This window comes from Agrobacterium vaccinii (genome assembly GCF_021310995.1).
GTDB lineage: Bacteria > Pseudomonadota > Alphaproteobacteria > Rhizobiales > Rhizobiaceae > Agrobacterium > Agrobacterium vaccinii.
Map to the genome: position 1 here is coordinate 3,071,035 of NZ_CP054150.1, position 12,441 is coordinate 3,083,475.

Sequence of the window (12,441 nt, forward strand, 5' to 3'; positions counted from 1 at the left end):
GAGCGGGAGGAGAAACCATGAGCGGAATACAGGAATTCGAGCAAGTGCTCGATGGCAGCGACAAGAATGTCGCGTCGTTCGAACACCAGAAAATTTCACCCCTGAAACGCGCGCAGCATTTCCTGCACTCGACCCCGGCAGCGGTGCCGCTGATCGTGTTGATCCTGTCGGTCGCCATTTTCGGACTGAGCATTGGCGGGCGTTTCTTTTCATCCTATACGCTAACGCTGATTCTACAGCAGATCGCCGTCGTCGGTATTCTCGGCTCGGCGCAGACGCTGATTATCCTGACCGCCGGTATCGATCTTTCGATCGGCGTCGTCATGGTGATTTCGTCCGTGGTGATGGGCAATGTGGCCGTGACCTACGGGCTGCCGAGCGGCGTTGCCGTTCTGGCAGGCTTCGTGGTTGGCGGGCTCTGTGGTCTGTTCAACGGCTTCCTGGTTGCGGTTGTCAAATTGCCGCCCTTCATCGTCACGCTCGGATCGTGGAACATCGTCATGGCGACGAATTTCATCTATTCGGCAAACCAGACGATCCGCGATGCTGACGTGTCGCAAAACGCACCGCTTCTCCAGATTTTCGCCACCAACTTCCGCATCGGCACGGCCACCTTCACGCTGGGCGTTATCGCCATGGTGCTGCTGGTCGCCCTGCTCTGGTACATTCTCAACCACACCGCCTGGGGTCGCCACGTCTATGCCGTGGGTGACGATCCGGAAGCGGCAAAGCTTTCCGGCATCCAGACCCGCAAGGTTCTGTTGAGCGTCTATACCGTTGCAGGTGTGATCGCAGCCTTTGCAGCCTGGGTTGCCATCGGTCGTAACGGCTCGATTTCGCCGTCCGCTGCCGTGACCGACTATAACCTTCAAGCCATTACGGCGACGGTGATCGGCGGCATCTCGCTGTTTGGCGGACGCGGCTCCATTCTCGGCACGCTGTTTGGCGCGATGCTGGTGGGTGTCGTCTCCATGGGTCTCAACATGCTCGGTGCTGACCCGCAATGGAAAGTCATGTTGACGGGCTGGCTGATCATCGCCGCCGTTGCAATCGACCAATGGATCCGAAAGGCAGGCGTGTGATGACCATAGACACCACAAAGCAACCCGTTCTCTCCGCCCATGGTCTCGTCAAGCGTTATGGCCGCGTAACCGCCCTCGACAATGCAGATTTCGATCTCTACCCCGGCGAAATCCTGGCCGTTATCGGCGATAATGGTGCGGGCAAATCCTCTCTGATCAAGGCTTTGTCCGGGGCCGTCCGTCCCGATGAAGGCGAGATCAGGCTGGATGGCAAGCCGGTGCAGTTCAAGACACCGCTTGAAGCCCGCGATGCTGGCATCGAGACCGTCTACCAAAACCTGGCGCTCTCACCTGCCCTGTCGATCACCGACAACATGTTCCTTGGTCGTGAGCTAAGAAAACCAGGTTTCCTGGGCACGGTCCTGCGCAAGCTCGACCACGCCGCCATGGACAAGTTTGCACGTAACAAGCTGTCCGAACTCGGCCTCATGACCATTCAAAACATCAACCAGTCGGTGGAAACCCTCTCGGGTGGCCAGCGTCAGGGCGTGGCCGTTGCACGCGCTGCGGCCTTCGGCTCCAAGGTCGTCATTCTGGATGAACCGACCGCAGCCTTGGGCGTGAAGGAAAGCCGACGCGTGCTGGAGCTCATCCTCGATGTGCGCTCGCGCGGCATGCCGATCGTGCTGATTTCACACAACATGCCGCATGTGTTCGAGGTCGCAGACCGCATTCACATTCACCGTCTGGGCAAGCGCCTTTGCGTCATCAACCCGAAGGAATACACCATGTCTGACGCGGTGGCCTTCATGACGGGCGCCAAGGAACCACCGAAAGAGACGCTCGCGGCATGACCATGACACTGGATGCGATCGCTGACGACATCGTCAAGCGCGCGTCAGACAATCCCCGCTTCATCGTTGCGATTGCCGGCCCCCCTGGGGCCGGCAAGTCCACCCTGGCAGACGCCCTTCACGGCGAACTGACCCGACGCGGTGAAAAAGCCGAAGTCCTGCCCATGGACGGCTTTCATATGGACAACGGCATTTTGCAAAATCGCGGTTTGCTGGCACACAAAGGTGCGCCAGAGACTTTTGATGTGCGCGGTTTCTCCGACATTGTCGCCGCCGTTCGCAAGGCGGATCAGGAAGTGCTGGTGCCGGTGTTCGACCGTTCCAGGGAGATTGCGATTGCCTCGGCACGAGCGATTGCGCCGGATACGCGATTCATTCTGGCAGAAGGCAATTATCTCCTGCTCAATGAAGAACCATGGGTGCGGCTGAAAAGCAGTTTCGACTTTTCAATCTTCGTCGGCCCATCGGTTGAGGTTCTGGAGCAACGGCTGCGGGATCGCTGGGTTGGATATGGGCTTGATGAAGCGGGCATCCATGCCAAGCTTTACGAAAACGATCTGCCGAATGGCAAGCGTGTGGTCGAGAACTCTGCGGGTGCGGATATCAGCATCGACATCTGGGAATAGTTCTTTTCACGGTATCCAGCTGGTTCAACACCTTGGGCTGAAAGACTCTCTCGCCGCGCAGACGCGCGGCGACTGGATTCCTGTGACAAGCACAGGAATGAGGGAGATGGAGTATGCGCTTTGTCTGAAAATCCATTCCGATTTTCGAGCGCATGTTGTAGGTCATGATCCCATGACGATTCTGGATGCGGCATGACTGCCAAGGTTTTCCTCTCCCGGCTGAAACTGAACGAGTTTCGCAATTATGCGGAGGTATCGCTGCGCCTTGATGCACGTCACGTGGTGCTGACGGGCGACAACGGATCGGGCAAGACCAATCTGCTGGAAGCCATCTCGTTTCTGTCGCCGGGCCGCGGATTGCGACGCGCCACGCTCTCCGATGTGACGCGCGTTGGTGCAGAGAGTGTGGGCTTTTCCATCTTTGCCGAGGTTGATGGTATGGATGGCGAGGTTGCCATCGGCACCGGCGTGGAGGGCGAAGGCGAGGCCTTGTCGCGCCGTCTGCGGCTGAATGGCACCTCGGTCAAATCCGTCGATGAGTTGACCGACCACCTCCGCGTCTTATGGCTGACACCGGCCATGGATGGCCTGTTCACCGGGTCCTCGTCCGACCGCCGCCGTTTTCTCGACCGGCTGGTCCTGTCGCTCGACCCCAGCCATGGACGCCGGGCCAGCGACTTCGAAAAAGCCATGCGCGGCCGCAATCGCCTGTTGTCGGACGGTCGCTTCGATCCCGTCTGGCTGGAGGGCATCGAAAAGCAGATGGCAGAGCTTGGAATTTCCATGGCGGTTGCACGCCACGAAATGCTGGGCCTCCTGAGAGCGCTGATCGACAGCCGCAGCAATGATGCCAATTTTCCGACGGCATCGCTGACGCTCTCCGGTTTCATGGATGGCGAATTTCATCGCCCGGCGGTCGATCTGGAAGACGAGTATCTCGCGACACTGAAGGACAATCGCTACCGCGATGCTGCCGCCGGGCGCACGCTGGAGGGTCCGCACCGCGCCGATCTTTTCGTGCGCCATGCGGAAAAGGACATGGATGCGGGGCGCTGCTCGACGGGGGAACAGAAGGCGCTGCTCGTCGGGCTGGTTCTGGCGCATGCGCAGCTCACGGCCAACATGACCGGCCATGCGCCGGTGCTGCTGCTGGACGAGATTGCCGCGCATCTGGACGAGGGGCGGCGTGCGGCCCTGTTCGATCTCATCCACGCGTTGGGCGGCCAGAGTTTTATGACCGGGACGGATGCGTCGATGTTTGCGGGCCTTGGAGAGCGGGCGCAGTTTTTCGATGTTTCCCATGGCAGCATCGGGTGATAGTTCTTAAATCCTGTAGCTATTGCCAGGAGACATGACTTTGGACCCCCTGACGCCAGAGGAAATCGAACGTTACAAGCGCCATATACTGCTGCCGGAAATTGGTGGAGCGGGTCAGCAGCGTCTGAAGGCTGCCAAGGTGCTGGTGATCGGCGCGGGCGGGCTGGGTGCACCGGTGCTGTATTATCTCGCAGCGGCGGGCGTCGGCACGCTTGGCATCATCGACGATGATGTGGTTTCGCTGTCCAACCTTCAGCGACAGGTCATTCACGACACCGGCACCATCGGCGAGCAGAAGACGGAGAGCGCACGTCGCTCCATTGCGCGGCTGAACCCGCATGTGCGGACGCTGCATTTCGAAGAACGCTTCTCCATCGTCTGGGCGCATGACAACCTCAGGGGTTTCGATCTTGTTATCGATGGCTCCGACAATTTCGACACGCGCTATGCCGCAGCCGATGCGGCTGAGACAGCGAAGGTGCCGCTGGTGACCGGGGCTGTGGGCCGGTTTGATGGTTCGGTGACCGTGCTGAAGCCCTATGAGGCTGGGCCGGACGGCAATTTGCTGCCGGGATATCGCGATCTGTTTCCCGCACCACCGCCAGAGGGCGTCGTGCCGTCTTGTGCCGAAACCGGCATTATCGGTGCGTTGACGGGCGTGATCGGCACGATTATGGCGATGGAGGCGATCAAGCTGATTACCCAGACAGGTGAACCATTGATCGGGCGTCTGCTGTTATACGATGCGCTGGCGGCGCGGTTCGATACCGTTCGCTACAAGCGGCGTGCGCAGACATCATGATCGAGATCGTGAAGATCGATGGCGAATTCAAGCGATTTGCCGAGTTGTTGGCGCTTATCAGGTCGTCCTTTGCCTATATGGACGGGATCATCGATCCACCGTCTTCCGCGCACCGGCTGACATTGGACACGCTGGCGCAGAAAACCGAAGACGAAATCGCCTTTGTTGCGCTGGATGGCGAGCTGTTGTTGGGCTGTATTTTCTGCAAGCCGGAAGTGACAAGCCTATATGTTGGCAAACTGGCCGTTTCCCCGTTGGCGCAGGGTAAAGGCGTGGGCTCCGCATTGTTGCGGAGAGCGGAAGAGGTGGCCAGTGATCTGGGGCTTTCCGCACTGCGACTGGAAACGCGCATCGAGCTTACCGGCAACCATCGTCGCTTCGCAGCATGGGGTTTTGTGAGGACGGCAGAAAACTCCCATCCCGGCTATACGCGTGTCACGTCCATCGAAATGACGAAGCGGCTTAGCTGATCGTCTAGCTGCGGCCCGGCAGCACGCGGTTGGGTGGGCGGTGGCCGTCGTAGAAGGCGCGGATGTTGATGATGACCTTGTCACCCATATCGATGCGGCCTTCGATGGTGGCCGAGCTCATATGCGGCAACAGAACGACCTTGCCCTCTTTGGCCAGCTTGATGAGCTTGGGGTTCACGACCGGTTCGTTTTCGAAAACATCCAGACCCGCACCGGCAATCTTGCCGTCCATCAGGCAGCGGATCAGCGCCGCCTCATCGATGATATCGCCGCGCGCCGTGTTGACGATGTAGCTCGTCGGCTGCATCAGCGCCAAATGGCGAGCGGAAATCAGGTGGTAGGTCGCTGGCGTGGACGGGCAATTGACGGACACGATATCGACGCGGGCCAGCATCTGGTCGAGGCTGTCCCAATAGGTCGCCTCAAGCTCTGCTTCTGTTGCCGGGTTGACGCGCTTGCGGTTGTGGTAGTGGATCGACAGCCCAAACGCCTTGGCGCGGCGGGCGACGGCGGTGCCGATGCGTCCCATGCCGACGATGCCGATGCGCTTGCCCGACAGGCGACGGCCCAACATCCATGTGGGCGACCAGCCCAGCCATTCATCCGAGCCATTGGCAAGCACGCGGGTTCCCTCCACCAAGCGGCGCGGGACGGCCAGCACGAGAGCCATGGTCATATCCGCGCTGTCTTCGGTGAGAACATTGGGCGTGTTGGTAACGGTGATGCCTTTGCGGGCGGCGGCATCCACATCGATATGGTCGATGCCGTTGGAAAAACCCGCGATCAGCTTCAGTTGCGGGCCTGCCTGCTCGATCATATCGGCGGTGATGCGGTCCGTGACCGTGGGTACCAGCACGTCCACGGTTTGCATGGCCGCGATGAGTTCGGCCTTGGTGCGCGGGGTGTCCTCGATGTTCAGTTCCGCGTCGAACAGCTCTCGCATGCGGGTTTCGACCAGATCCGGCAATTTGCGTGTCAAATAGACGGTCGGTCTCTTCTTATTCGTCATTGTCCGAGGGCACCTTGTTCAGAGGTCGTTAACCAAAAAGAGCGATAATTTCTTTCACCACGGGCGTTTCTACCAGACCCATCGGCGAAGACAAACAAATCTCGCATGTTGCCGTCGTTGACTTTCAAAAATGGTGGTTTCGTTCGTCACCCAAGATTACCAACCGCAAGGAAACGGAAACCGGCATGCGTAGCATTGTCTTTATTGTCTGCATTGCATTGTCGCTGGGTTTTCTCGACGCTGCAAGCGCACCTGTGATGGCACAAGGTGCCGCCAAGGGCGCAAGCGGCCTGCCGTTGCCACGCTTCGTCAGCCTGAAATCACGGCGCGTCAACATGCGCATCGGGCCAAGCACCGATTACGCGGTTTCATGGATGTATATGAAGTCCGGCATGCCGGTGGAAATCATTCAGGAATATGAAAACTGGCGGCGCATTCGCGATGCCGATGGCACCGAAGGCTGGGTCAACCAGGCACTTCTCTCGGGGGAGCGCACCGCCGTCGCGGCCCCATGGATGCGCGGCAAGGGCAAGGATGTCTACGTCAACATGCGCCGCGAAGCGCAATCCGGTGCATCCGTCGTGGCCAAGCTGGAGCCCGGCGTACAGATCAGGATCGGCGAATGCAATGGCGATTGGTGCAAGGCCCAGGCCGATCAGGTGACCGGCTGGGTATCTCAGGGCGAGATCTGGGGTGCTTACCCCGGAGAGGCCTTTAAATAAGCCAAGCCTTTAGACAAGACCATGCTTTTCGGCCAGCGCCTTCAGCGATGACATGGGGCGCGGGCCGACTTGCTGGATGACGGCGGCGGCGGCCAGGCAGCCAAGCTTGCCACTGTCTTCCAGCGAACGGCCCTGCGTGTAGCCATAGAGGAAGCCGGAGGCGAACAGATCGCCAGCACCCGTCGTGTCCACCACGTCGAAGACCGGGTAGGCCTCGACCTTCACGCGCTCTGTGCCGCGCACAATGGTGGCACCCTCTTCGCTCATGGTGACGGCTGCAATCTTGCAATCGGCAGAGATCTTCGTCAGCGCCAGATCGAAATCATCGGTCTCATAGAGCGAAAGCGCTTCCTGCTTGTTGGCGAAAACGATATCGACAGTGCCGGAGCGCATCAGTTCCAGAAACTCATCCCGGTAACGACCGACGCAGAAGCTGTCTGACAGTGTCATCGAGACTTCGCGACCGTTTTCGTGGGCAATGCGGGCGCAATCGCGGATCGCATCCTTGGCGCGTGGCGGGTCCCAGAGATAACCTTCGAAATAGATGACCTTGGATTCTGCAACGACTGCCGGTTCGACATCCTCAGGGCCAAAATCCACGCAGGCACCGAGATAGGTGTTCATCGAACGCTCGCCGTCTTCGGTGACGAAAATCATCGAGCGCGCGGTTGGCGGGAATGTGCCCTGTGGCTTGGTTTCGAAATGAACGCCCTGGGCGCGGATATCGTGCTGGAAAATCTCGCCCAGCTGATCTTCCGCCACCTTGCCGAAATAGGCCGCGCTTCCGCCGAAATTGGCAATGCCCGCTGCCGTGTTGCCAGCACTACCGCCAGAGGCTTCGAGAGCCGGGCCCATCAACGAATAGAGCAATTCGGCACGCTCGGCATCGATGAGGTTCATTGCGCCCTTGGTGATCTTGGTCTCTTCTAGAAACTGATCGTTGCAGCGGGAGATGATATCCACAATGGCATTGCCAACCGTCAGTACGTCGAATTTTGTCATGGGCCTCTTGTCCGGGATGCATTGGTGGATGCGTTATATACCATCCGGTCTTAAAGAATTCTGGCGACAAGAAAAGCCAAAACCGCGCGGCGGTTGTAACAGAACAGCCCTGCTACAAAAAAACAACGCGTCATGTGTCTGTCATGCAGCGTTGGTATAGAATGCGCATTGCGTCATCACGGATGTACTGGTGGGGCAAGCGGATGAAAGCGGGGGCGACCTCGCTTTTTTCTTTTGTGGAGGCGGTTGGCGTTGTTCGGTCCCGATAGATGCGTTAGACCGAAAGCTTCTGCAGGCCCGCGAAAGTCCCTCCGCAATGTATGCTGTCGCCATCAATGTCGCGCCGATCTTTCTTCTCATTCTCATTGGCTGGGCAACCGTCAAGGTTAAGCTGTTCAAGGCGGAAGCCAGCGATGTGCTCAGCGACTTCGTCTTCAAGATCGCCGTTCCCACGCTGATTTTTCGCACGCTGGCCTCTGCCGATTTCCATGGTGCTTCGCCCTTCAAGCTCTGGGTGACCTATTTCGTCGGTGTCGCGATTACCTGGGCAGCAGGGCAACTGGTGACGCGGCACGTCTTCAAGCAGGATTTGCGGGTCAGCGTCATCGCTGGGATATCGTCGGCTTTTGCCAACAACATCTTCATCGGCCTGCCACTCGTCGGTCGCTCCATCGGCAGCGATGGCATCGTGGCGATTTCCATCCTTCTGGTGGTGCATCTGCCGATCATGATGATTGCGGGAACAATCCTGATGGAAAATGCAACGCACAAGGTTCTGGGCGGAGAAAAGCGCAGTGCGTTTGCCGTGCTGAAACAGGTGGGGCGCAATCTTGCGCAAAATCCGCTGGTGATCGCACTCGTGCTGGGGCTGTGCTTCAACATGACCGGCTTTGCCATGCCGGAGGTGATGACGACGGTGATCGATCAAATCGCCAGCATGGCAGGTCCAGCGGCGCTGATTTCGCTCGGCATGGCGCTCACCAAATATCCTATTCGCGGCAATCTGCGCATTGCGGTGACGATGACGGCGTTCAAGCTGATCCTGATGCCAGCCTGCGTTTGGCTGATGGCGCATGCCCTGGGCTTGAGCCCCGCCTGGACGGCAGCGCTTGTTCTGACATCCTGTGTGCCCACAGGCATCAATTCCTGGCTGCTGGCCAACCGTTTCGGCATCGGCCACAGCATAGCGGCCTCCACGATCAGCATTTCCACCCTATTCGGTGTGCTGACCGTGTCGTTCTGGGCGTGGCTGCTCAGCTGATTACTTCTGCGCGCCCAAAACCTTGAAGCGCGAGTTGCGGCAGACTTCCTGGCTGGAGCGAAATTCGGTCGATAGGATCGTCTCATAGGGCATGCCGCGGTTGGCAACCATCAGCAGCTTTCCACCGCTGCGCAGTGCCATTGCTGACGTCTTGATCATGGCCTGGCCGAGGGCCGGTTCCGACGCCTGACCATTGGCATGGAACGGTGGGTTCATGATGATGAGGTCGTATTTTTCCTTCGGCGGCTCTGCCACCAGATCCTGCCAGAAGAAACGTGCCGTCAGACGCGGGCAATTTTCCAGCATATTGGTCTTGGCAAATTCCAGCGCGTTCCAGTCTGCCTCGAACAGATCGATTCGGGCCGTGCGCGAAGACTTCTCAGCCAGCATGACGGAGAGATAACCCCAGCCAGCGCCGAAATCGGCAGCGTTGCCATCGAAATCCGTCGGCAGGCGCGAAGCCAAAAGCTCGGAACCGCCATCGACGCGATCGTGCGAAAACATGCCCGGCATGGCCGTAAAGCGACCATCGATGGTCACAGTGCCCTGCTGGAGTTTGGAAACGGCTGCTGAGACATCGTCAGGACGTGTGAACCAGATGGCGACGCCGTGATACTTCGGTGTCGATTCCGCTTCGATGCCGAGCTTCGACAAGGTCTTGCGCAGCGTGACGATGCCGTCTTCCTTGGAACCGGCAGCGACAATCAGACCGCCAGCCTTGACGCGGGTCAGCGCCTCGGCAAGACGGTTTTCGTTTTCGCCACGGTGCTTGCCGCCGATGAGAAGTGCGACGTCATAATCTTCACCTGATATCTCCGGCGCGACCTCTGCGCCCTGCGCTTGCAGTGCACGGTAGAGCGGGCGCAGGTTCTGAACGGCTGTGATGGCAGCCTCGAACCCTTCCAGACGTGGCGCGCCTGCTTCAGCGCCCAAAAACAGAACGCGTTCGCCCGCTTTGGGGCTCGCCAGCATGTCTGCGGCAAAGGGATGAAACAGGGTTTTGACAGCGTCACGGCTCATGGGGTCGTTCCTAAGTTCAAATAGAAAAAAGGCGCGGGGAGAAATCCCGCGCCTCGATATCTGTTAGCGCCAGCTACCTTATTCGGCAGCTTCGCCTTCGCTCTTCTTTTCAGCAACGGCTTCCTTGCCGGTTGCCTGATCGACAACCTTCATGGAAAGGCGAACCTTGCCACGCTCATCGAAGCCCATCAGCTTGACCCAAACCTTGTCGCCTTCCTTGACGACGTCGGAGGTCTTGGCAACGCGATCGGATGCCAGCTGCGAGATGTGAACGAGGCCGTCGCGTGCGCCGAAGAAGTTGACGAATGCACCGAAGTCAGCGGTCTTGACGACCGTGCCTTCGTAGATCATGCCGACTTCAGGCTCTGCAACGATGGAGTGGATCCACTTGCGGGCCGCTTCGATTTCCTTGCCGGAAGAAGACGCGATCTTGACGGTACCATCGTCTTCGATGTTGATCTTCGCGCCAGTCTTTTCGACGATTTCGCGGATGACCTTGCCGCCGGAGCCGATGACTTCACGGATCTTGTCGACCGGAATGTTCATGACTTCGATGCGTGGAGCAAATTCGCCGAGCTGCGAACGTCCCTCGGTGATGGCGTTGGCCATTTCGCCGAGAATGTGCGTACGACCGCCCTTTGCCTGCTCCAGTGCGACCTTCATGATCTCTTCGGTGATACCGGCGATCTTGATGTCCATCTGCAGCGAGGTGATGCCGTCTGCCGTACCGGCAACCTTGAAGTCCATATCGCCGAGGTGATCTTCGTCACCCAGGATATCGGAGAGAACAGCGAAGCGTTCGCCTTCAAGGATGAGGCCCATGGCAATACCGGCCACTGGCTTTGCAAGCGGAACGCCTGCATCCATCAGAGCGAGCGATGTGCCGCAAACGGTCGCCATCGAGGACGAGCCGTTGGACTCGGTGATCTCGGAAACGACGCGCAGCGTGTAAGGGAACTGTTCGACCGATGGCAGCATCGGGCGGATTGCGCGCCATGCCAGCTTGCCGTGACCGATTTCGCGGCGGCCCGGGGAGCCCATACGGCCTGTTTCACCAACCGAGTAGGGAGGGAAGTTGTAATGCAGAAGGAAGCGTTCCTTGTACATGCCTGTTAGGCTGTCCACGTACTGCTCGTCTTCGCCGGTGCCGAGTGTGGCAACAACGATGGCCTGAGTTTCGCCGCGTGTGAACAGCGCCGAACCGTGGGTGCGTGGCAGCATGCCGACTTCAGACACGATCGGACGAACGGTGGACAGATCGCGACCGTCGATGCGGCTCTTGGTGTCCAGAATGTTCCAGCGAACGATTTTTGCCTGAATGTGCTTGAAGACAGCGCCGATCACTTCATTGGTGTACTTCGGCTCTGCACCTTCTGGGAAGAAGTGTGCCTTGACCTTGGCCTTGACGGCGTCAACCGCGTTGTAACGGGCAGCCTTTTCGGTGATCTTGTAGGCGTCGCGCAGTTCAGCTTCGGCAAGGCCGAGCATTTCCGTTTCGAGAGCGGAGAAATCTTCCGGCTCGAATTCGCGTGGTTCCTTGGCAGCAACTTCAGCCAGCTTGATGATGGCGTCGATGACCGGCTGGAAACCGCGATGACCGAACATCACAGCGCCGAGCATGATCTCTTCGTTGAGTTCCTTGGCTTCCGACTCGACCATCAGGACGGCGTCCTGCGTACCGGCAACGACCAGATCCAGAACCGACTCGTCCATCTCGTCGAGATGCGGGTTCAGAACATATTCGCCGTTGATGTAGCCGACGCGTGCGCCGCCGACGGGGCCCATGAATGGAACGCCCGACAGCGTCAGGGCAGCAGAGGCTGCAACCATCGACAAGACGTCAGGATCGTTTTCGAGGTCGTGCTGAATGACGGTAACGACAACCTGGGTGTCGTTCTTGTAGCCTTCAGGAAACAGCGGGCGGATCGGGCGGTCGATCAGGCGGGAAACCAGGGTTTCCTTTTCGGAAGGACGACCTTCGCGCTTGAAATAGCCACCGGGGATCTTGCCGGCTGCGTATGTCTTTTCCTGGTAGTTGACGGTCAGCGGGAAGAAGTCCTGACCGGGCTTTGGCGACTTTGCGGAAACGACGGTCGCGAGAACCATTGTTTCGCCGTAGGTTGCGATAACCGCACCATCGGCCTGACGGGCGACTTTGCCTGTCTCAAGTCTTAGAGGGCGGCCTGCCCACTCGATTTCGACGGAGTGTTGATTGAACATATCTTGTCCTCAAATGTAGCCACGGTCCTCTCAAAAAGCGGAGAACACGCGGGCTGCAACGTATCACGGGCAAGACAGCAGGGCGCTTTGGTCCATATTTCGTGTGAAACATGGCA

General features: G+C 58.7%; 12 protein-coding genes. 8 read left to right on the top strand and 4 right to left on the bottom strand.

What is annotated here, in order from left to right; all coding sequences use genetic code 11:
• Positions 1-17: 17 nt before the first annotated feature.
• The 6 genes from HRR99_RS14865 (at position 18) to HRR99_RS14890 (ending at position 5,091) form a co-directional block, all read left to right on the top strand.
• A complete protein-coding gene (locus tag HRR99_RS14865; protein WP_111840187.1) occupies positions 18-1,082 on the top strand; it encodes an ABC transporter permease in 1,065 nt (354 codons plus the stop codon).
• Positions 1,082-1,876 carry an ATP-binding cassette domain-containing protein gene (locus HRR99_RS14870; protein WP_233122273.1) on the top strand — a complete coding sequence of 265 codons (795 nt, stop codon included), beginning with the start codon at positions 1,082-1,084 and terminating at the stop codon, positions 1,874-1,876. Before HRR99_RS14865 ends, HRR99_RS14870 begins: the two co-directional genes overlap by 1 nt.
• Positions 1,873-2,502: a nucleoside triphosphate hydrolase gene (locus HRR99_RS14875; RefSeq protein WP_233122274.1), complete on the top strand. Its 630-nt coding sequence runs from the start codon at positions 1,873-1,875 to the stop codon at positions 2,500-2,502. The genes HRR99_RS14870 and HRR99_RS14875 overlap by 4 nt, the downstream gene beginning before the upstream one ends.
• 192 nt (positions 2,503-2,694) lie before the next feature.
• Positions 2,695-3,819: a DNA replication/repair protein RecF gene (gene recF, locus HRR99_RS14880; RefSeq protein WP_233122275.1), complete on the top strand. Its 1,125-nt coding sequence runs from the start codon at positions 2,695-2,697 to the stop codon at positions 3,817-3,819.
• Between the two features lie 40 nt (positions 3,820-3,859).
• Complete coding sequence (locus HRR99_RS14885) at positions 3,860-4,621, top strand: molybdopterin-synthase adenylyltransferase MoeB (protein ID WP_233123523.1); 762 nt, start codon at positions 3,860-3,862, stop codon at positions 4,619-4,621.
• Positions 4,618-5,091, top strand: a complete 474-nt coding sequence (locus HRR99_RS14890) for a GNAT family N-acetyltransferase (RefSeq protein ID WP_233122276.1) — start codon at positions 4,618-4,620, stop codon at positions 5,089-5,091. The genes HRR99_RS14885 and HRR99_RS14890 overlap by 4 nt, the downstream gene beginning before the upstream one ends.
• A 4-nt stretch (positions 5,092-5,095) precedes the next feature.
• Here HRR99_RS14890 and HRR99_RS14895 read toward each other — a convergent pair whose 3' ends face one another.
• On the bottom strand, positions 5,096-6,100 hold the full coding sequence (locus HRR99_RS14895) for a 2-hydroxyacid dehydrogenase (RefSeq protein WP_045230179.1): 1,005 nt from the start codon (positions 6,098-6,100) through the stop codon (positions 5,096-5,098).
• Between the two features lie 185 nt (positions 6,101-6,285).
• Between HRR99_RS14895 and HRR99_RS14900 the strand changes: the two genes are divergently transcribed.
• Positions 6,286-6,822: an SH3 domain-containing protein gene (locus HRR99_RS14900; protein WP_045230180.1), complete on the top strand. Its 537-nt coding sequence runs from the start codon at positions 6,286-6,288 to the stop codon at positions 6,820-6,822.
• Positions 6,823-6,831: 9 nt separating this feature from the next.
• Here the strand turns inward: HRR99_RS14900 and HRR99_RS14905 are convergent, their stop codons facing one another.
• On the bottom strand, positions 6,832-7,824 hold the full coding sequence (locus tag HRR99_RS14905; RefSeq protein ID WP_233122277.1) for an adenosine kinase: 993 nt from the start codon (positions 7,822-7,824) through the stop codon (positions 6,832-6,834).
• A gap of 316 nt (positions 7,825-8,140) precedes the next feature.
• On the opposite strand from HRR99_RS14905, the gene HRR99_RS14910 reads away from it, so the two are divergent.
• The gene (locus tag HRR99_RS14910) at positions 8,141-9,085 is read left to right on the top strand and encodes an AEC family transporter (RefSeq protein ID WP_045230182.1); all 945 of its coding nucleotides are present in this window, start codon (positions 8,141-8,143) and stop codon (positions 9,083-9,085) included.
• On the opposite strand, the gene HRR99_RS14915 is transcribed toward HRR99_RS14910, so the two are convergent.
• Together HRR99_RS14915 and pnp are read right to left on the bottom strand one after the other, a co-directional pair.
• Positions 9,086-10,105, bottom strand: a complete 1,020-nt coding sequence (locus HRR99_RS14915) for a class I SAM-dependent methyltransferase (RefSeq protein WP_233122278.1) — start codon at positions 10,103-10,105, stop codon at positions 9,086-9,088.
• 78 nt (positions 10,106-10,183) lie between these two features.
• Entirely contained in the window at positions 10,184-12,325 is a 2,142-nt protein-coding gene (gene pnp / locus HRR99_RS14920; protein ID WP_045230184.1) for a polyribonucleotide nucleotidyltransferase, read from the bottom strand.
• Between the last annotated feature and the right edge of the window lie 116 nt (positions 12,326-12,441).

What these genes read in the sequence shown, in the direction of transcription:
- HRR99_RS14865 (WP_111840187.1), top strand. Translation starts at nt 18, where the DNA reads ATGAGCGGAATACAGGAATTCGAGCAAGTGCTCGATGGCAGCGACAAG.
- HRR99_RS14870 (WP_233122273.1), top strand. Translation starts at nt 1,082, where the DNA reads ATGACCATAGACACCACAAAGCAACCCGTTCTCTCCGCCCATGGTCTC.
- HRR99_RS14875 (WP_233122274.1), top strand. Translation starts at nt 1,873, where the DNA reads ATGACCATGACACTGGATGCGATCGCTGACGACATCGTCAAGCGCGCG.
- recF (WP_233122275.1), top strand. Translation starts at nt 2,695, where the DNA reads ATGACTGCCAAGGTTTTCCTCTCCCGGCTGAAACTGAACGAGTTTCGC.
- HRR99_RS14890 (WP_233122276.1), top strand. Translation starts at nt 4,618, where the DNA reads ATGATCGAGATCGTGAAGATCGATGGCGAATTCAAGCGATTTGCCGAG.
- HRR99_RS14895 (WP_045230179.1), bottom strand. Translation starts at nt 6,100, where the DNA reads ATGACGAATAAGAAGAGACCGACCGTCTATTTGACACGCAAATTGCCG.
- HRR99_RS14900 (WP_045230180.1), top strand. Translation starts at nt 6,286, where the DNA reads ATGCGTAGCATTGTCTTTATTGTCTGCATTGCATTGTCGCTGGGTTTT.
- HRR99_RS14905 (WP_233122277.1), bottom strand. Translation starts at nt 7,824, where the DNA reads ATGACAAAATTCGACGTACTGACGGTTGGCAATGCCATTGTGGATATC.
- HRR99_RS14910 (WP_045230182.1), top strand. Translation starts at nt 8,141, where the DNA reads ATGTATGCTGTCGCCATCAATGTCGCGCCGATCTTTCTTCTCATTCTC.
- HRR99_RS14915 (WP_233122278.1), bottom strand. Translation starts at nt 10,105, where the DNA reads ATGAGCCGTGACGCTGTCAAAACCCTGTTTCATCCCTTTGCCGCAGAC.
- pnp (WP_045230184.1), bottom strand. Translation starts at nt 12,325, where the DNA reads ATGTTCAATCAACACTCCGTCGAAATCGAGTGGGCAGGCCGCCCTCTA.